Source organism: Pantoea sp. YU22 (assembly GCF_003970755.1).
GTDB classification, from domain to species: Bacteria; Pseudomonadota; Gammaproteobacteria; order Enterobacterales; family Enterobacteriaceae; genus Pantoea; species Pantoea piersonii.
In genome coordinates this window covers 67,796-88,223 of the sequence record NZ_RYDU01000018.1, presented here as the reverse complement: position 1 = coordinate 88,223, position 20,428 = coordinate 67,796, and the positions used below count along the sequence as shown (strand labels likewise).

11 protein-coding genes and 1 pseudogene are annotated in these 20,428 nt (G+C 60.0%); 8 read left to right on the top strand and 4 right to left on the bottom strand.

Features of this window, described 5'->3' with window-relative positions; translation table 11 throughout:
- Positions 1–3 precede the first annotated feature (3 nt).
- From bcsB to EKL29_RS19585, 5 genes and pseudogenes are all read left to right on the top strand, one after another.
- Positions 4–2,289 (top strand): annotated as a pseudogene (bcsB, locus tag EKL29_RS19610) (cellulose biosynthesis cyclic di-GMP-binding regulatory protein BcsB).
- Positions 2,282–5,752 carry a cellulose synthase complex outer membrane protein BcsC gene (bcsC, locus tag EKL29_RS19605; RefSeq protein WP_126690493.1) on the top strand — a complete coding sequence of 1,157 codons (3,471 nt, stop codon included), beginning with the start codon at positions 2,282–2,284 and terminating at the stop codon, positions 5,750–5,752. Before bcsB ends, bcsC begins: the two are co-directional and overlap by 8 nt.
- 115 nt (positions 5,753–5,867) lie before the next feature.
- Positions 5,868–7,874, top strand: a complete 2,007-nt coding sequence (gene hmsP / locus EKL29_RS19600; protein ID WP_179256449.1) for a biofilm formation regulator HmsP — start codon at positions 5,868–5,870, stop codon at positions 7,872–7,874.
- Positions 7,875–8,216: 342 nt separating this feature from the next.
- Entirely contained in the window at positions 8,217–9,503 is a 1,287-nt protein-coding gene (locus EKL29_RS19595; protein ID WP_126690492.1) for a dicarboxylate/amino acid:cation symporter, read from the top strand.
- Positions 9,504–9,744: 241 nt separating this feature from the next.
- The gene (locus EKL29_RS19585) at positions 9,745–11,229 is read left to right on the top strand and encodes a pitrilysin family protein (RefSeq protein WP_120457983.1); all 1,485 of its coding nucleotides are present in this window, start codon (positions 9,745–9,747) and stop codon (positions 11,227–11,229) included.
- 4 nt (positions 11,230–11,233) lie between these two features.
- Here the strand turns inward: EKL29_RS19585 and EKL29_RS19580 are convergent, their stop codons facing one another.
- Complete coding sequence (locus EKL29_RS19580; protein WP_120457981.1) at positions 11,234–12,106, bottom strand: alpha/beta hydrolase; 873 nt, start codon at positions 12,104–12,106, stop codon at positions 11,234–11,236.
- A gap of 332 nt (positions 12,107–12,438) precedes the next feature.
- Positions 12,439–13,371, bottom strand: a complete 933-nt coding sequence (locus EKL29_RS19575; protein WP_126690491.1) for a sugar kinase — start codon at positions 13,369–13,371, stop codon at positions 12,439–12,441.
- 280 nt (positions 13,372–13,651) lie between these two features.
- Here EKL29_RS19575 and pdeH point away from each other — a divergent pair, with 280 nt between their 5' ends.
- Positions 13,652–14,425 carry a cyclic-guanylate-specific phosphodiesterase gene (gene pdeH / locus EKL29_RS19570; protein ID WP_126690497.1) on the top strand — a complete coding sequence of 258 codons (774 nt, stop codon included), beginning with the start codon at positions 13,652–13,654 and terminating at the stop codon, positions 14,423–14,425.
- Between the two features lie 63 nt (positions 14,426–14,488).
- Positions 14,489–16,549, top strand: a complete 2,061-nt coding sequence (locus EKL29_RS19565; RefSeq protein WP_126690490.1) for an AsmA family protein — start codon at positions 14,489–14,491, stop codon at positions 16,547–16,549.
- Here the strand turns inward: EKL29_RS19565 and ppiC are convergent, their stop codons facing one another.
- Positions 16,550–16,831, bottom strand: coding sequence for a peptidylprolyl isomerase PpiC (gene ppiC, locus EKL29_RS19560; RefSeq protein ID WP_126690489.1), 282 nt, complete (start codon positions 16,829–16,831; stop codon positions 16,550–16,552). It abuts the gene before it with no gap.
- 74 nt (positions 16,832–16,905) lie between these two features.
- Here ppiC and rep point away from each other — a divergent pair, with 74 nt between their 5' ends.
- Positions 16,906–18,927, top strand: a complete 2,022-nt coding sequence (gene rep / locus EKL29_RS19555; protein ID WP_120457973.1) for a DNA helicase Rep — start codon at positions 16,906–16,908, stop codon at positions 18,925–18,927.
- A 16-nt stretch (positions 18,928–18,943) separates the two neighbouring features.
- On the opposite strand, the gene gppA is transcribed toward rep, so the two are convergent.
- On the bottom strand, positions 18,944–20,428 hold the full coding sequence (gppA, locus tag EKL29_RS19550; RefSeq protein ID WP_126690488.1) for a guanosine-5'-triphosphate,3'-diphosphate diphosphatase: 1,485 nt from the start codon (positions 20,426–20,428) through the stop codon (positions 18,944–18,946).

Genomic DNA, 20,428 nt, shown 5'->3' with positions numbered 1-20,428 from the left:
ACGATGACGAGAGTGAACGGTTGGTTTACCGCCCTGCTGCTGGGCACCGCAACGCTGAGCTGCGCCGCTGCGCAGGACGCCGCGCCAGCGAACGCCGCCGACCCGGCGCCGGTTCAGGCCGCGCCGCAGGACCCCGCCGCGCCGCTGCGCGACAGCCAGCTCGACTTTACCCAGCTGGCGCCGCCGCCGGGCAGCATGACGCTACGCGGCACGCAGCCGATCGGTCAGATTGAGTTCGGCGTGCGCAGCGACGAGGTGGTGACGCGTGCGCTGCTTAACCTCAGCTATCGTCCCTCGCCCGCGCTGTTGCCGACGCTGTCGCAGCTTAAGGTTTACCTCAACGACGAACTGATCGGCGTTATCACCGTGACGCCGGAGCAGCTCGGCAAAGAGAATCAAACCCAGATGGCGATCGATCCGCGCTTTATTACCGACTTCAACCGCGTGCGCTTTGAGCTGGTTGGTCATTACGCCAACGTCTGCGAAAACCCGGCCAACAGCACCATCTGGCTCGATATCGGTAAAGAGAGCGGCATCGATTTAACGCTGCAAAAGCTGCCGCTGAAAAATGACCTGTCGCACTTTCCGGAGCCGTTCTTCGACGCGCGCGACAAGCGTCCGCTGACGCTGCCGGTCGTCTTTGCCGCGCAGCCGGACGTGACGCAGCAGCGCGCCGCCGCGATACTCGCCTCCTGGTTCGGCAGCAAAGCCGCATGGCGCGGTCAGAACTTCCCGGTGCTCTACAATCAGCTGCCGCAGCAGCAGCATGCCGTTGTCTTCGCCACCAATGATGCTCGCCCGGACTTTCTGAAAGATCTGCCGCCGGTGACCAAACCCACGGTGGAGATCGTCAGTCAGCCCGACAATCCTTACGAAAAGATGCTGCTGATTTTGGGGCGCAACGATCAGGATCTGCTGACAGCGGTGCAGGGCATCGCGCAGGGCGAGCTGCTGCTGCGCGGCGATACGTCGACTATCGACAGCGTGAAGCTGCTCGCGCCGCGCAAAGCCTACGACGCGCCGAACTGGGTGCGTACCGATCGACGCACCACCTTCGCCGAACTGACGCAGTATGAGAACCAGCTGCAGTCCGACGGACTGCAGCCGAATCCAGTCAGCCTGACGCTTAATCTGCCGCCCGACCTGTTTCTGGTGCGCGCGCGCGGCATCGATATGGATTTAAGCTATCGCTACACCGCGCCGATTCAGGCAGACGGCTCGCGGCTGGCGGTCAACCTGAATAACCAGTTCATTCAGGATTACCCACTGCCGCCGAAAAACACCGCCGGTCAGCAACTGCTGCATATCCCGCTGGTTCAGGGATTGCAGGATAACAGCCGCCAGCTGACGATTCCGGCGCTGCGTCTCGGCGTGGTGAATCAGCTGCGCTTCGACTTCGACTACTCCAACACCTATATCGGCGGCACGGCCGACGGACGCTGCGAAACCGTCACGCCGGTCAGCCATCATGTGGTGGTGGATGACAGTTCCAGCGTCGATTTCTCCGGCTACCGTCACTATATCGAAATGCCTTCGCTGCGCGCCTGGGCTGGCGCGGGCTTCCCCTTCACGCGCTACGCCGATCTGGCGCAGACCCTGGTGCTGGTGCAGCCGAAACCCGACGCGCAGCAGGTTGGTACGCTGCTGAACACGCTGGGCAATATCGGCGCGCAAACCGGCTATCCGGCGTTGCGGGTGCAATTTACCGACGACTGGGGCAAGGCGAAGGATGAGGACGCCGATCTGCTGATGATCGGCGACATCCCGAAAGATCTGCAGGATGACCGTCGGATCAGCGCGCTGGTCGACGCTGCCGCAAGCTGGATCAACACGCCTGTGCGCCAGGCGGCCACCGATAGCGGCAGCCTCAGCGACAGCGATCGCGCGGTGGAGAGCACCACCGCCATCGGTTCGCGCGGTCCGCTGGCGACGGTTATCGGCTTCCAGTCGCCGTTTAACGATCAGCGCAGCGTGGTCGCGCTGCTGGCGGACGGCAGTCCGCGCGCCTGGCAGCTACTGAACGATGCGCTGATCGACAGCGGCAAGCGCGGCGCGATTTTCGGCTCCGCCGCCATTATCCGCGAGTCGGGCGTTAACAGCCTGCGCGTCGGCGGTAACTATTTCGTCGGCCATCTCCCCTGGTGAAAGCGTTTATGGACGATGCTGGCGACGCATCCGTTCTGGCTGGCGCTCTGCGCGGTATTTGTCGTGGTGCTGTTTGCGCTGATGACCTGGCGCCTGATGCGCATCATTACCCGTCGCCGTCTGCTTGATGATGAAGATGAATAAAGCTTACGCGCTACGGGCGAGCCTGCTGCTGAGCGGCGTGTTAGGCGCGCTGCCGGGACTGGCTGCGCCTGGCGCAGGCCCGGAGGTCTCACCGGTGGACTGGCTGCTGACGCAGATCCGCACCGGCGAGTCGACTAACAAATATGATCTGGTACAGCAGTCGCTCTACCGGCTGGAGAAGATCGATCCCGATAACCCGCAGGTGCTGGCGGCGCGTTTGCGGTTGGCGCTGCATCAGGGCGACGTCGCCGCTGCGCAGACGCTGCTGGAGCAGCTGAAAAAGGTCGCCCCCGATTCGGCGGCTACGCGCGAATCGGCCGTGGGTCTGGCGCTGATGTCGTCTGAGGGACGGCAGAAGCTGCAGGAGGCGCGCCTGTTCGCCACCTCCGGCCGCCTCGCGGAAGCGAAAAGCGCCTACGACGTGCTGTTCAACGGCGTCTTTCCCGATGCGAATACCGCGCTGGAGTACTGGCGACTGCTGGCGCGCATACCGGGCCAGCAGGATGTCGCTTATCAGCAGCTGCAGGCGCTGGAGCAGCGCTACCCCGGCAATATCGGCGTTGAGCTGCAAATCGCGCGTATGGCGTTCGATCGCCAGCAGACGGCGCAGGCGGTAGAGCAGCTGAAGCGACTGGCGAGCAGCAACGGCGGACGCGACGCGGCGGCGGAACTCTGGCTGCAGCAGATCACTAATCAGCCGGTCAGCGACAGCAGCGTAGCAGAGCTGAAAACGTACCTCTCCGTCTTTACCGAAGGCGACGCGCAGAAGCAGGGGCTGGACGCGCTGGCGAAACAGCAGGCGCTGCTCGCCGATCCCGCTTATCGCGAACGTATGCGTGGACTGGCGCTGGTGGACGCAGGCGGCGGCGCCGACGCCATCGCGACGCTGAGCGCCGCGCTAAAGGCTAATCCCAACGATGCGGATCTGATGGGGGCGATGGGCCAGGCGCAGGCGCGCGCCAACAATCGCGCCGCCGCTGTCCTCTGGCTGGAGCGCGCGATTCAGGCAGGCCAGCAAAGCACGCAGGTGGGCAAGTGGCAGTCGCTGCTGCAAACCAACCGCTACTGGCAGGCCATTGATGAAGGCGATAAGGCGCTGGCGCAGCACGATCTCGACGGCGCGGAGCGCCGCTATCGCGACGCGCAGACGCTGGATAATACCGACAGCTATGCCCTGATTGGCCTTGGGGACGTGGCGATGGCGCGCAACAATGCGCAGAGCGCCGAGCAGTTATGGCAGCGCGCACTGCGTCTTGACGCCAGCAATACCACTGCGGTTCGCCGCCTGGCGGGACTTTATCAGACACAGTCGCCAGCGCGCGCGATGCAGTTTATTAACGGCCTGCCCGCCGCGCAGCAGCGTGCGCTGGCCGATACCCTTCGCTCCCTGCGCAGCGACAGCCTGCGCGCCGAGGCCGACACGCTGGCGCAGCAGAGCCGCTGGTCAGAGGCGGCGGAGAAGTATCGCCAGGCGCAGGCGCTGTCGCCGGACGACGTCTGGCTCAGCTATCGCCTGGCTGGCGCGCTGCGCAACGGCGGCGCACCGCAGCAGGCGGATGCCGTTATGGCGGCGCTGCAGCAGCAGCGCCCGCAGGATGCCAACGCACTCTATGCTTCGGCGCTCTACCTCTCCGGTAAGGATGATGACGAGGCGGCGCTGGCGGCGCTGCATCGTTTGCCGGAGGCGCAGTGGAGCAGCAATATGCGCGAGCTGGCTGAACGCCTGACGCAGAATAAGCTGTTCGCGCATGCGGAGGATTTACGCGCGGCAGGGCAGGAGAAAGAGGCCATCGCCCTGTTGCGCCAGCAGCCCGCCTCGAGCCGCCGCGATTTGACGCTGGCCGACTGGGCGCTGGCGCGCGGCGATGCGCAAGAGGCGCTTGATGGTTATCAACAGGTGCTTGCGCGGGACGCCGACAACGGCGATGCGTCGCTCGGGCGTATCGAGGCGCTGGTGGCGCTGAACCGCACCAGCGAGGCGCGCGCGGCGTTAAAGGCGCTGCCGCCCGCACAGGTCAGCCTGAACGCCGACCGCCGCGTGGCGCTGGCGTGGCAGGCGACAGGCGACGTGACGCAGGCCGCCGCGCAGTTCGCGGGTCTGAAGCAGCGCGCCGCCTCGCAGCCGCCTTCGCAGGATAAGGCGCTGGTATTTCGCGATGCAGCGCGGCTTGAGCGCGTGCAGCAGCAACCCGACGCCGCGCTGGCGGATTACCGGCAGGCGATGGTCGCCAGCGGTATCGGCGACGGCGAGAATATCAGCCGGTTGACGCGCAATAACGCGCAGGATGACTGGCTGAAGCGCAGCATCCGCAGCGACGCCGCCGATCTCTATCGCCAGCAGGACACCACGCTGATGCTGGAGCAGGATTATTCGCGTAACAAGGGCACCGGCGGCGTTTCTGACTTTACCGCTCATACCACTATGCTGCAGGCGGAAACGCCGCTTGCTGACGGACGCGGCTTTTTACGACTCGATCGCGTTGAGGTGTCGGCAGGCACGTTCTCTACCAGCAACGGCAGTTTTGACGAGACTTTTGGCAGCTGCGACGATGCGAACTCAGGCGGCTGTAGCCGCTACGCCAACCAGCGCGATGAAGGCACCGCGCTGGGCGTCGGCTGGCGCAACGATGTCTGGTCGGCCGACCTCGGCACGACGCCGCTTGGCTTTGAGGTCACTAACTGGGTAGGTGGGGTGAGCTGGAAAACCGACGTAAAAGAGGTCGGCGTGACGCTCACCGCCTCGCGGCGGCCTGTTTCCAGCTCGCTGCTCGCCTTTGCGGGCGCGCGCGATCCGGCGGCCAACGGCGGCAAAACCTGGGGCGGCGTGGTGGCGACCGGCGGCAGCGTCGGGCTGAGCTACGATCGCGGCGGCGCACACGGCGTCTGGGCCGATATCAGCGCGCATCAGATCACCGGCGAGAACGTCACGGACAACAGCCGCGAGCGCCTGATGGCGGGCTACTACTACAAGCTGATCAATACCGATAACCAGCGCGCCACCGTGGGGTTCAACTCCATGCTGTGGCATTACCAGAAAGATCTCAGCGGCTATACCTTCGGGCAGGGCGGCTACTACAGCCCGCAAGAGTATCTGTCGTTTTCCGTGCCGGTCACCTGGCGGCAGCGCACCGAAAACTGGTCGTTTGATCTGGGCGGCTCGGTCTCCTGGTCGCATTCGAAAACAGACGCGCAGCAGCGCTATCCGGTGAATCCCGGCTTTACGCTGGCGAGTAATCCCACCTCGGCGAGCAGCAGCGGAGGCGGCGTCGGCTATACTTTACAGGCCGTCGTCGAGCGCCGTATTACACCGCACTGGTTTATCGGCGCAGGAGTGGATATTCAACAGGCGAAGGACTATACCCCGAGCCACGGGCTGCTCTATGTGCGCTACTCCGCCGCCGGCTGGGACGGCGATCTCGATATGCCGCCAGAGCCGCTTACCCCATACGCAGATTTTAAATAATCGTCGGGTCGTGTAAAACTCGGACTCTGGCAGGCAGTAAAAAAAGTGAGTTCCAGGATATACTTGCTGCGCATTTTCCTGTCTGATAGCTGTGCTTTTTAGCCTGGAGAAGATTTTGCGCGTCAGCCGTTCACTTACGATAAAGCAAATGGCGACGGTATCTGCGGTGGCGCTGATAACCGTCTCTGTCTTTATCGTCATTCAACTGTTTCATTTTGTGCAACAGCGCAGGATCGACTACGCCCAGCAGATGGAGAATATTGCGCATACCGTGCGGCAACCGCTCTCCGAGGCGGTACTGAAAGCGGATATCGCCCAGGCCGAGCGCATTCTGCAAACCCTGAAGCCTGCTGGCGTCCTTTCGCGTGCCGACGTGGTTTTACCTAACGCCTTTCAGGCGCTGCACGCCAGCTTCGAGAATGAAAAACCGATCCCGCTGCTAATTACTCGCCTGTTCGAACTGCCGGTGCAGATCACCGTGCCGCTCTATTCGGTCGAGAGCAGCGCTTCGCCCAAGCCGCTCGCCTATCTGGTGCTGCAGGCCAACTCCACACGCGTTTACCAGTTTATCCTCAGCACCGTCTCTACTATGGTCACCACCTATCTGCTGCTGGCGCTTATTCTGTCGGTGGCGATCAGCTGGTGCATCAACCGGCTGGTGGTCCATCCGCTGCGCAATATCTCACGCGAGCTGCAGGAATTGCCGCCGCAGGCGATTCTCACCCACAAGCTGGCGCTGCCCGCCAGCCACCGTGACGATGAGATCGGCATGCTGATCCGCAGCTATAACCGCAACCAGCAGGTGCTGGAGTCGGTGCATGACGAGATGAGCCGGCTGACCACCCATTACGCCGTGACCGATCTGCCCAACCGCGCGCTCTTTCTGGCGCTGGTCGATCAGCACCTGCGCAGCCACAGCAAAGGGTTTGGGCTGATGGTGATCCGCATCGAAACGCTGCAGGAAGCCAACGGCGTACTGAGCGACGAGCAGCGCGACACCCTGATGCTGACGCTGGTAGAGAAGATACGCAGCACCATCGACGACCATACGCTGCTGGCGCAGACCGGGCCGAGCGACTTCGCGCTGCTGATGAAGCGCGCCAGTACCCCGTTTCGCGCGATGCGCCTGGCGCGCAATCTGATGATCCGCCTTAACCAGCCGGTGACGCTGCATCAGCTCCAGCTGCGGCCCAATGCCAGCATCGGTCTTGCGCTGTATGACGAAGAGCGCCTCTCCGCCAACGAGCAGCTCGATCGCGCTACCTCGGCGATGATGTCAGCGCGTCATTCAGGTAAAAACCAGATCCTCTTTTTCGATGCGGCGCTTACCGAGCGCGCGCAGAAGCGCCTGACGCAGGAGCATGACATTCTGCAGGGGTTGCAGGATGAGCAATTCCGGCTGTTTCTTCAGCCGCAGATCAATATGCAAACCGGCGAACTGGCGGGTGCGGAGGCGCTGCTGCGTATGCGCATGCCGGACGGCAGCTACGGCCTCTCGGAAGAGTTTATCGCCAGCGCGGAGGAGATCGGCGTCATCGCTGCCATCGGACGCTGGGTATTTGAAGAGGCATGCCGCATTCTCGCGGGCTGGCAGAAGCGCGGCATATTCATCCCGCTTAGCGTCAATATTTCCGCCGTGCAGCTGCGCGACGCCAGCATGGTGAATCATCTGCAGGGCTTGCTGCAGCGTCATCAGATCGCGCCCGGCAGTTTCGTGCTGGAGATTACCGAAACCGCGCAGATTGGCGATGCCGAAGTGGCGATGGCGCTGCTGCGCTCTTTGCAGACGGTGGGCGTCGCGGTCGCGCTGGACGATTTCGGTATGGGCTACTCCAATCTGAACTACCTGCATCAGTTCAAGTCGCTGCCGGTCAACAAGCTGAAGATGGATCGCAGCTTTGTCGCCGCGCTGCCTGATGACGACACCATGGTGCGCATCGTGGCGGCCATCGCCGAAATCACCGATCTCGACGTTATCGCTGAAGGGGTAGAAACCGCAGAGCAGCGCGACTGGCTGCTGGCGCGGGGTATTCATATCGGCCAGGGCTATCTCTATGCCGAAGCGCTGCCGCTGGAGCGGTTTGTGCAAACCTGGCTGCCCGCTCTCGCTTCTGACCAGTAGGCCGGTCAGGGCGCGACATCAACGACTGTCAGTGCGACCCTCTCTTCTGATTCTGCCGCGCTTTTAACGCAGCGGGGCGCTTTGCACCTCCGTTCAGCTACTCGCTTGCGAAAAGATTTAACAACCTGATTCGTTGATTTCCCGCGTTTTTTAGTTACAAAAGGTCTTGCTGAAGCGTTTCAGTTCATAGTTGCGTTTCCAGAAAACCCTCGGCCTTTGTAGGCCTGTATTAATCCCGTTAACAGGGTGTTATTTTTTGCCAACCGCCAGCGCCGGGGAGCGCTTTACTTGCGGACACAATAAAACGACAACCTCACAACCCTGTTGTAGTGGACACATCTTATGAAAACTTCACTGTTTAAAAGCCTCTATTTTCAGGTGCTGTTAGCCATCGGCATCGGCGTTCTGTTAGGCCATTTCTACCCAGAGCTAGGCACGCAAATGAAGCCGCTTGGAGATGGCTTCGTCAAACTGATCAAGATGATCATCGCGCCCGTGATTTTCTGTACGGTCGTGACCGGTATTGCCGGCATGGAGAGCATGAAAGCAGTAGGGCGTACCGGTGCGGTCGCGCTGCTCTATTTTGAAATCGTCAGCACTATCGCGCTGATTATCGGTCTGGTGGTGGTTAACGTACTGCAGCCGGGCGCGGGCATGAATGTCGATCCGGCGACGCTGGATGCGAAAGCGGTCGCGGTCTATGCCCAGCAGGCGGAACAGCAGGGCGTGGTCGCCTTCCTGCTGGACGTGATCCCTGGCAGCGTCATCGGCGCCTTCGCCAGCGGCAATATCCTGCAGGTGCTGCTGTTCGCGATTCTGTTCGGCTTCGCGCTGCATCGTCTCGGCAGTGCCGGTACGCTGATTTTTAACGTGATTGAGAGCTTTTCGAAGGTTATCTTCGGCATCATCAATATGATTATGCGTCTTGCTCCAATCGGCGCGTTCGGCGCCATGGCCTTTACCATCGGTAAATATGGTGTCGGTTCTCTGGTGCAGCTCGGCCAGCTGATCGTCTGTTTCTATATTACCTGCGTGCTGTTTGTGGTGGTGGTGCTGGGGATTATTGCGCGCGTCACCGGGTTCAATATCTTCCGCTTCGTCGCCTATATCAAAGAAGAGCTGCTGATTGTGCTCGGCACCTCTTCGTCTGAATCTGCGCTGCCGCGTATGCTGGATAAGATGGAGAAGCTGGGCTGTAAAAAGTCAGTCGTGGGGCTGGTGATTCCGACCGGATACTCGTTTAACCTCGACGGCACCTCAATTTACCTGACCATGGCGGCGGTATTTATCGCCCAGGCCACCAACGCGCATATGGATATCTTCCATCAGATCACCCTGCTGGTGGTGCTGCTGCTCTCCTCGAAGGGCGCGGCGGGCGTAACCGGCAGCGGCTTTATCGTACTGGCGGCGACGCTGTCGGCGGTAGGCCACCTGCCGGTAGCGGGTCTGGCGCTGATCCTCGGCATCGACCGCTTTATGTCTGAAGCGCGCGCGCTGACCAACCTGGTCGGCAACGGCGTGGCGACGGTGGTGGTAGCGAAGTGGGTCGGCCAGCTCGATGAAAATCAGTTAAAGGCGACGCTTTCCGGCAAAGCAAAGGCGAAAAAAGTGCCGGAAACCTCCGTATAACGCCCCCTTTTTAGCAAAAACCCTCTAAATGCCCGCTGTCGCTTGCCCTGACAGCGGGCATTTGCATAATAATGCCCACTTATTTTTTTCATGGTTTTTCACTTCGTTGCGCGACATCCTGGCCTTCACGTGGTCAAAGACTCTGTTGTCGAAAAACGACGCGGCTAAAAAGAGAAAAACTCACCGCGTATTACAACGGCGAAACGTGCCAGTGATAACGACTTTTAGATTAGAGGTTCACATGCAGGGCACCAGAATTCGGCTTTTGGTTGGGGGGTTAGCGTGGGTGGCCGCCAGTTTTGGCGCTTATGCCGAAACGCTGCAGCCCGATCCTGCCTGGCAGGAAGGGAAACTGGATAACGGATTGAGCTGGCAGCTGCTGACTACGCCGCAGCGTCCCAGCGATCGCATTGAACTGCGCATGGTTGTGAATACCGGATCGCTGGTGGAAACGACCCAGCAGAGCGGCTTCAGCCATCTTCTGCCGCGCCTGGCGATGGTGCACAACGCCGCGCTCGACACCAATCAGCAGCGCGCGCTGTGGCAGCAGGCGATGGATCCGCAGCATCCGCTGCCGCCCGCGATCGTCTCTTACGACTTTACCCAGTATAACCTTAGCCTGCCCAACAACCGCCCGGAGCTGCTGAAAGAAGCGCTTAACTGGCTGGCGGCGACGGCGGGCAAGATGTCCATTAACGAGCAGGTGGTCAGCACCGCGCTGAGCGCCTCCGATCCTACAGCGACCTGGCCTGCCAGTACCCAGGATGTCTGGTGGCGCTACCGCCTGAAAGGCTCGACGCTGCTGGCGCACGATCCTGCCGAGCAGCCGCGCGCGCCCGTCGACCTGAACGCGCTGAACGACTTTTACCAGCAGTGGTACACACCAGATGCTATGACGCTCTATGTCGTCGGCAACGTTGAGAGCCGCAGCCTGGCGGAGCAGATCAATAAAGCTTTCTCCTCGCTGAAAGGCAAGCGCAGCAGTCCCGCACCGCTGCCGACCCTCTCGCCGCTGCCGCATCAGCCGATTAATCTGGTCAACAGCGCGATAAGTCAGGATCGACTGGCGCTGGTGTGGGATACGCCCTGGCAGCCGATTCGCGATTCGCAAAATCTGCAGCGCTACTGGCAGAGCGATCTGGCGCGCGAGGCGCTGTTCTGGCATCTGCAGCGCACGCTGGGCGACAGCAAAACGCAAAACCTGCAGGTCGGTTTCGACTGCCGCGTGCTCTACCAGCGCGCCCAGTGCTCGGTTAATCTCGACGCGCGCAACGACGCTCTGGAGCCGGGCCTGAATATGGTGGCGCGCGAGCTGGCCGAGGTGCGTGACAAAGGGCTGCCGCAGGAGGAGTTTGATGCGCTGATGGCGCAGAAGCTGCTGGAGCTGAACAAGCTGTTCGCTACCTATGCGCGCACCGATACCGACGTGCTGATGAGTCAGCGTCTGCGTTCGCAGCAGAACGCCGTGGTGGATATCGCGCCTGAGCAGTATCAGAAGCTGCGTCAGGCGTTTCTGAGCGGCCTGACGCGCGAGCAGCTGAATCAGGAGCTGCGTCAGCAGCTGTCGCAAGAGCTCACCATGGTGCTGATGCAGCCGGAAGGCGAAGCGGAAACCAACGTCAAAAGTCTGCAGGCCATCTGGGATAAGGTAATGGCGCCGCCAGCGGCAGCTGACGCCGCGCCGCAGGAGAGCAGCGCCAGCGACAGCGCGCCGCCTTCTTCCTGATCCCTCAGGTTTTCGCCCTGAGCCACTCGGTCACCAGCATCGGCCAGCTGGCAAGGGGCAGATCCGCTACGCCGCGGATGCCGAATCCGTGGCCGCCTTTCTGATAGAAGTGCAGCTCTGCGGGCACCTTATGTTCGCGGAGCGCGCTGAAAAACGCCATGCTGTTGTTCACCGAGACCGTTTCATCATCCGCCGCGTGGATGAGCAGCGTTGGCGGGGTCTGCGCGTGGACGCGCGTCTCCAGCGAATAGGCTTCGATGGTTTTCTCATCGGGCCAGGCGCCGAGCAGGCGCGTACGCGAACTCTCATGTGCAATGCCGTCGCGCATACTGATCACCGGATAGACCAGCACCATCGCATCCGGACGCGGCGAGAAGTTATCCGCGCCGTCCTGTACCGGATAGATTTTCTCGGCAAAGCGCGTTCCCAGGCTGGCGGCGACATGGCCGCCCGCCGAGAAGCCCGTCATAACGATATATTTTCCGTTCAGGCCGCGCTGGGCGCGTTCGCGCAGCACGCGCACCGCCCGCTGCGCATCGGCCAGCGGCGCGTCCGGGCCTTCGTGGTGGCCGTCGTAGGGCAGACGATAGGTCATGACCGCCAGGGTATAGCCCATCGCGGTAAAAAATGTCGCCAGCGCGCTGCCTTCGCGATCGATAAGGACGCGCTGATAGCCGCCGCCCGGCGCGACCAGCAGCGTAATGCCGTTAGACTCTTCGGGATGCCAGATGGCGATCTCCGGGCAGCGCACGCCTGTGGCTGCGCGATCGTAAGGCTCATACTCTTTCGCCAGATCGACAATCTGCGGCTGCGCGCGCGAATCGCTGGCACCTGGCGCGTCGCCGTTTGGCCAGATATTGATAATTTCTGTGTGCATAAAACGGTCCTGATGCGAGAAGTGTTGTAATTTTTTTGTCGCGGCCGGATAAACAGCGTCCTGCTGTTATTGAAGAAAAGATGGTCTTTTTTTCGGCGGTCGTCCATCCGAAAACGGAGTGCAAAGAAGGATTCAGACTATGCCTGGAGTGAGGATCGATAAGGGTTAAGGTCGAAAAAGCGAGACTGGCGTTCGCTTAAAAATCAACGCCAGCCTTTACTGTGATGATAACTAATATTTACCGCTGAATATCGTGTGCTAACGCAAATGCAACGCTGTTTGGCTGGCTATGCAGCGGTGAAAATAACACGCCCCGGCTACCTGGCGCGCCTTTATTCCGGCATCGCCTCCAGCGGAATAATCGCGCCGCGATGTTGGATAACCGTGCTGGCGGTAAGGTGGCCGCGCTCGGCGGACGCCTGCGGCGAACCGCCTGTCAGACGCCGCGACAGATAGCCCGCGCTGAAGGAGTCGCCCGCCGCAGTGGTATCAATCACGCTCGCCGAATCGAGGCGCACCGCTGGCACGTCGATCAGCGCATCGTCGCCGATCGCTACCAGGCAAGACTCCGCACCGCGTTTAATCACGATTTCGCTGGCACCCGCCGCGCGCGTGCGCTCAATCACCGCGCTTAGCGGATGCTCGCCCCACAGCAGATGTTCGTCATCCAGCGTCAGAAAAGCGATGTCGGTGCGCTGCAGCATGGCGCGGTAAGCCTGCTGCGCGCTTGTTTTGTCGGCCCACAGGCGGGGACGATAGTTATTGTCGAAAATCACCTGACCGCCATTGCCGCGGCAGCGATCCAGCAGCGTCATCAGCTTCTCGCGACTATCGGCAGGCAAAATCGCCAGCGAAATGCCGCTCAGGTAGAGGTAATCGTAGTGCGCCAGCTCGTCGACGATGGCAGAGGCGTGCGGGGCGTCGAGCCAGTAGCGCGCGGCGGCGTCGCTGCGCCAGTACCAGAAGGTGCGCTCGCCTTTATCATCAGTTTCAATGAAATAGAGGCCAGGCATTTTGTTTTCCAGCCGCTGGATTAAGCCGGTATTCACCTTTTCCTGCTGCCATGCGGCGATCATCTGATCGCTAAAGGAGTCGATGCCCAGCGCCGTGACGTAATCGACGCTGAGCTGCGCCTCATCGACCTGGCGCGCCAGATAAACCGCCGTGTTCAGCGTATCGCCGCCAAAGCCGCGTTTAATGTTCTCACCCTTCTCGGACAGCTCAATCATGCACTCGCCGATAATGGCTATTTTTTTATGCGTCATGGTATTTGGCCTGTAGTGAAATAGTGCCTTAGTCTCGCGTCTGGTATGGCAGACGTCAATGATTTTTAAAACGTCGTTTTAATTCCACTTAAGGTAAAAAAAGCCTTTCTTAGCGGCGATTTAGCGGTCAAAGCCGGGCTTTTTTTCACGATTGCGTCCGATTCGGGTTGTTACACTCTGTAGTCTTATGTGTCCAGCAGGCGGATAAAGATATGGCGGGGACAGCCGATACTTGCCGCTGAGCTGACACATGGCACTCGCCAACAACCAGGAAAAAACCATGGTGATGAAGAATATTAGTCATTGGCTACCTTCTTCAGCTGACATCAACCCACAACAGGAAGCGCGTCTCTTCTGGCAGCAATGCCAACGATTCTACACTTTCCAGCCGATATACCAGGTATCGGGCCGGTTGCTGGCAATTGAAATCCTGACTGCGGTAACGCATCCAGCCGCGCCGGAGAAACGGCTATCGCCGGAGGCTTACTTCGAGGCGCTGGCGATTAACCAGCGCCTGCATGTGGTCCATGAACAGCTGGCGCTGCTGAAAGAGTGGGAGCGCTTTTTTTGCGACAATCAGGTCGTGGCGTCGGTCAATATCGACGGTCCGACGCTCATGGCGATTCAGCAGCACCCGCCGATTCGTCGTTTAATCACCGATCTGCCGTGGGTGCGCTTCGAGCTGACCGAGCATCACGCGCTGCCGCAGGAAGAGATGATCGCGCAGATGCCTGAGCTTGGGCCGCTGTGGCTGGACAATTTCGGTTCCGGCATGGCGAACTTTTCAGCGCTGACGGAGCTGAAGTATGACTATATCAAGCTGTCGCGCGAGCTGTTTATCCTGCTGCGCAGAACCGAAGAGGGCAAAGCGCTCTTCTCGATGCTGCTGGCGCTGATTAACCGCTACTGCAACGGCGTTATCGTCGAAGGCGTCGAAACCGAAGAGGAGTGGCGGCAGGTGTGCTGTTCCCCTGCAATGGCGGCGCAAGGCTATTTTTTTTCAAGACCGGTCCCTTTTTCACAACTTAATCATCTGCCGCTTCAGCTTGTCTGATGTCCTTCTACAACGTCTCGACTATCTTTAACGGAGACTGTGGAAAGGCAAGGAGGAAGCGAGATGTCGCGCGCAGGAAAAATTGTTAGCTGGATAGTCGGGATTCTTTTGCTGTTGATCGTGGTGATTATCGTAATCATCGCGACCTTTGACTGGAATCGTCTGAAGCCCACCATCAATCAGAAGGTCTCGACGGAGCTGAACCGCCAGTTCGCGATTCGCGGCGATCTGGGCGTCGCCTGGGAGCGCAACCGTAATGAACCTGGCTGGCGCAGCTGGATCCCCTGGCCCCATGTTCACGCGCAGGACATCATATTAGGCAATCCGCCTGAGATGGCAGAGGTTACGATGGTGCATCTGGAGCGCGTCGACGCGACCCTGTCGCCGCTGGCGCTGCTGCATAAGGAGATCTACATTCCATGGATCAAACTTCAGCAGCCCGATGCGCGGCTGATTCAGACTGCCGATAAAAAGAACAACTGGACCTTCAATCTCGCCAACAGCGGTAATACCGATCCTAACGCACCGCCATCCGCCTGGTCATTCCGCCTCGACAATATTCTGTTCGACCAGGGCCTGGTGCGCTACCGCGATGCGGTTAATAAAGCTGACGTCACGGTAAAAATTAATCCGCTCGGCAAACCGGTGGCTTACGGGCAGGTGGCGGGCGGCAGCGACGCGCAAAAAGGCGCGGGCGACTTTGTCTTCGGCTGGGAAGCGCGCGGCACCTATAACAACGAGCAGCTGGAAGGCGAAGGCAAAACCGGCGGCATGCTCTCGCTGCGCAGCAAAACGACGCCATTCCCCATTCAGGCCGATGTGCGTAACGGTACGACGCGCGTGCAGGTCACGGGCGGCATTCAGGATCCAATGAATCTCGGCGGCGTGAATGTGCGACTGCGCTTCTCCGGCGATACGCTCGCTAACCTCTACGGCCTGACCGGCGTATTGCTGCCCGACACGCCGCCCTATGAAACCGACGGCCACCTGATCGCCCGCTTCGCCGGGAAAAAAGGGCCGGAATACCATTACGAGAACTTTAACGGCCATATCGGCGACAGCGATATTCATGGCTCGCTTACCTACACGCAGGGCGAACCGCGTCCGGCACTGGTGGGCGAGCTGAGTTCGAAGCAGCTGCGTATGGCGGACCTGGGGCCGCTTATCGGCGTTGACTCCGGCAAAGGCAGCGCGAAAACCGAACAGGCGAAGGCGAAGCGAGACGGTAAGGCGACGCAGCCCGCCGATCGCGTGCTGCCGCATGACAGCTTCGACACCAAAAGCTGGGACGTGATGGATGCCGATGTGAAGTTCACCGGCAAGCGCATCGAACATGGCAGTTCGCTGCCGTTAAGCGATCTTTATACTCATCTGCAGCTAAAAGATGGCGAGCTACTGCTCGATCCGCTGCGCTTCGGCATGGCGGGCGGCACGCTGAACAGCACCATCCGTCTTGAAGGAGATAAATCGCCGATGCGCGGCCGCGCCGATATCCACGCGCGTCGCCTGCACCTGCGGCAGCTCTTCCCGAACGTCGAAGCGATGCAGCGCAGCCTGGGTCAGCTGAACGGCGACGCCAGCTTTACCGGCACCGGCAATTCAGTGGCGGATCTGCTGGCGACCAGCAACGGCCAGCTGAAGCTGCTGATGAACGACGGCGTGATCAGCCGCAGCCTGATGGAGATCGCCGGGCTGAACGTCGGCAACTATGTGGTCGGCAAGCTCTTTGGCGACGATGAGGTGCGCATTAACTGCGCCGCGACGGATGTGAAGCTGCAAAACGGGGTAGCAACGCCGAACCTGTTTGTGTTTGACACCGAAAACGCGGTAATCAACGTTACCGGCAACGCCAACTTCGCCAGCGAGCGTCTGGATCTGTCGATTAATCCCGAGAGTAAAGGCATCCGTATTGTGACGCTGCGTTCGCCGCTTTATGTACGCGGCACTTTTAAAAATCCAGACGCGGGAGTAAAAGCTGGACCACTGCTGGCGCGCGGCGCGGTGGCCGTGGCGCTCGGCACTGTGGTAGGCCCCGCCGCCGCGCTGCTGGCGTTAATCAGCCCAAGCGACAACGAGGATAACCAGTGCAGCAACGTGCTGCAGCAGATGAAAAGCAAGAAGTAATCAGCTGCGGTAGAGCACTTTAATGATGTGATAACCAAATGCGGTTTTCACCGGCCCAAAAGGTTTCAGCAGCGGGCAGGTGAAGACCGCTTTATCAAAGGCCGGCACCATCTGGCCTTGTCGAAACTCGCCTAAATCGCCGCCGTTGCGCCCGGAAGGACAGGTAGAGTGCTTCTTCGCCAGCTGCTGAAAACTGGCGCCCTTTTCCAGCTTCGCCAGCAGCTCGTGAGCCAGCGCTTCCTCTTTCACCAGAATGTGTAAAGCCGCCGCGGTTTTCGCCATGATAGTCCTCTGATTGTGTATACTGACCGCCCATTATTTCATCCTCCTCCCTTTTTACTGAGCGATTTTTTACTATGCGTTTAAACCCCAGCCAACAACGCGCCGTCGAGTTTGTTACCGGCCCCTGTCTGGTACTGGCGGGAGCGGGATCGGGCAAAACCCGCGTCATCACCAACAAGATTGCCCATTTGATCCGCGAATGCGGCTATCAGGCGCGTCATATCGCGGCGGTGACCTTTACCAATAAAGCCTCGCGCGAGATGAAAGAGCGCGTAGCCCAGACGCTGGGAAAAAAAGAGGCGCGCGGTCTGATGATCTCTACCTTCCATACGCTGGGGCTGGAAATTATCAAGCGCGAATATGCCGCGCTGGGCATGAAGTCCAATTTCTCGCTGTTCGACGATACCGACCAGCTGGCGCTGCTGAAAGATTTGACGCAGCCGTGGCTGGAAGAGGACAAGACGCTGCTACAGCAGCTCATTTCCACCATTTCCAACTGGAAGAACGATCTGGTCGATCCGCCGCGCGCCGCCGCGCTGGCGCGCAGCGAGCGCGACAATATTTTCGCCCACTGCTATAGCCTTTACGACCAGCATCTGAAGTCCTGCAACGTGCTCGATTTCGACGATTTGATCCTGTTGCCGACGCTGCTGCTGCAGCGCAACCAGGAGGTCCGCGAACGCTGGCAGCAGCGCATTCGCTATCTGCTGGTGGATGAGTATCAGGACACCAACACCAGCCAGTATGAGCTGGTGAAGCTGCTGGTCGGCGCGCGGGCGCGCTTTACCGTAGTAGGCGATGACGATCAGTCTATCTACTCCTGGCGCGGCGCGCGGCCACAAAACCTGGTGTTGCTGAAAGAGGATTTTCCAGCGCTGGAAGTGGTCAAGCTGGAGCAGAACTACCGCTCGTCGCAGCGTATCCTGAAGGCGGCAAATATCCTTATCGCCAACAACCCACACGTATTTGAGAAACGCCTTTTCTCCGAGCTGGGTCTCGGCAGCGAGCTGAAGGTGCTGACTGCGAATCATGAAGATCATGAGGCAGAGCGCGTGGCGGGCGAGCTGATTGCTCACCATTTCATCAACAAAACGCAGTACAAAGATTATGCGATTCTTTATCGCGGTAATCACCAGTCGCGCGTGTTTGAAAAGCTGCTGATGCAGAACCGCATTCCCTATCGCATCTCAGGCGGCACCTCTTTTTTCTCGCGGCCGGAGATTAAGGATCTGCTCGCCTACCTGCGCGTACTGACTAACCCGGACGACGACAGCGCGTTTCTGCGCATCGTCAATACGCCGCGTCGCGAGATCGGCCCGGCGACGCTGCAAAAGCTGGGAGAGTGGGCGAACCTGCGCAACAAAAGCCTGTTTAACGCCAGCTTCGACGTTGGATTAGGCCAGACGCTGAGCGGGCGCGGTCTGGAGCACTTACAGCGCTTTACCCACTGGCTGCATGAGATCGTGCAGATGACCGAGCGCGAGCCCGTCAATGCGGTGCGCGATCTGATCCGCGGCATCGACTATGAAAGCTGGCTGTTCGAAACGTCGGGCAGTCCGAAAGCGGCCGAGATGCGGATGAAGAACGTCAATACGCTGTTCCAGTGGATGACGGAGATGCTGGAAGGCAGCGATATTGATGAGCCGATGACGCTGACCCAGGTGGTGACGCGCTTTACGCTACGCGACATGATGGAACGCGGCGAAAGCGATGAAGATCTCGATCAGGTTCAGCTGATGACGCTGCACGCCTCGAAAGGGCTGGAGTTCCCCTATGTCTTTCTGGTCGGTATGGAAGAGGGACTGTTGCCGCATCAGAGCAGCATCGATGAGAACAATATCGAAGAGGAGCGCCGTCTGGCCTACGTCGGCATCACGCGCGCGCAGAAAGAGCTGACCTTTACGCTCTGCCGCGAGCGTCGTCAGTATGGCGAACTGGTGCGCCCGGAGCCGAGCCGCTTTTTGCTGGAGCTGCCGCAGGATGATGTCGTCTGGGAAACCGAGCGCAAAGTCGTCAGCGCAGAAGAGCGAATGAAAACCGGGCAAACGCGGGTTGCCGGACTGCGAGCGATGCTGGAGAAGGCGAAAAAGGGCTAAAAAGCCCCGTCTGAAATCAGGCGATGGTCAGCAGCCAGTGCACATAGGACTGGTAATGGCTCTCCTGCTCAAGCAGCTCGGCGCGCAGCGGATGCGCGTCCAGCCAGTCTGTCGGCAGAGTAAGTTGCAGCGTATCGTCGTCAGCCTGCAGACGCACCGCAGGCAGGGTGTCGTCGCGACGACGGCTGGAAAAGATAATCGCCAGCCGCAGCAGTCGGCACAGGCGCTCGGCAAGACGTGGAGGCAAGGCGTTTTGCTGGGTAAGCAGCGCTAAATCAATGCTGCCGCTCTGGTTTTGCAGCAGGCAGGCCAGCAGTTTCTTTTGCGCGGGCGTAAAGCCGGGTAAATCAAGATGGCGAACCAGATAGGCGGCGTGCTGAGGGGCCTGGCGAAAATCGACGCTGAGGCCGATTTCATGTATTGCGCTGGCGCTGAGCAGCAGCTCTCGACAGCGCTGATCCAGTTTCCATACCGTGCTTACCTGGCGGAAAAAAACGTCCGCTACCTGACGCACGCGCGCCGCCTGTTCCACATCAATGGAAAAACGACGCTGTACGTTCTGGAGCGTTCGGCTGCGAATATCGCGATCTACCGGCAGGTGGAGCATGCCGTAAACCAGCCCTTCTCGCAGCGCGCCGCCAGCCAGAGTCATGCTCTCAATGCCAAGCTCCTGGAATACCGCGATCAGAATCGAGAGCCCGCTGGGGAAAACCAGCGCACGCTCCAGCGTTAATCCTTCGATCTCCAGCTCTTCCAGCTTGCCGCACTGAATGGCGCGCTGTTTGAGTTGCTGCAATTTGCTCAGAGTGATGCGTTCATCCATGCCCTGCGCCACCATAATCCCCTGCAACGCCTGTACGGTGCCGGAGGCGCCGACGCAGGCTTCCCAGCCATGAGCGCGCAGCGGTGCGGCAATCGGGCGGATCATATCGCGCGCGGCCTGTTCGGCGGCGGCGAAATTCTCTTTCGCCAGATGCCTGTCGCTAAAGAAGCGTTCAAGCCAGGTGACGCACCCCATGGGCAGGCTAAAGAGCACAGAGGCGTGCGAGCCGTCGCCGCTGGCCAGCTCGGTGCTGCCGCCGCCGATATCGACCACCAGCCGCTTGTCCGAACCGCCGGTGGTGTGCGCGACGCCCTGATAAATCAGGCGCGCTTCCTCTTCACCGCTGATAACGTTGACGGGACAGCCGAGAATCTGCTGCGCGGTAAAAAGAAAGTCGTTCGCATTGACCGCCAGGCGCAGCGTAGCGGTAGCGACAACGCGTATCTGCTCAGACGGGATATCCTGCAGCTGTTCGGAGAAGAGCTTCAGGCACTCCCAGCCGCGCGTTATCGCCTCGGCGGAAAGGTGGTTATTTTTATCAAGGCCCGCAGCCAGGCGCACTTTGCGCTTAATACGCGCGACGGTCTGAATACTTCCGGAAACTTCGCGCACCACCAACATATGAAAGCTGTTGGAGCCCAGATCAATCGCAGCATAAAGTGACGATGCGCTTAGCAT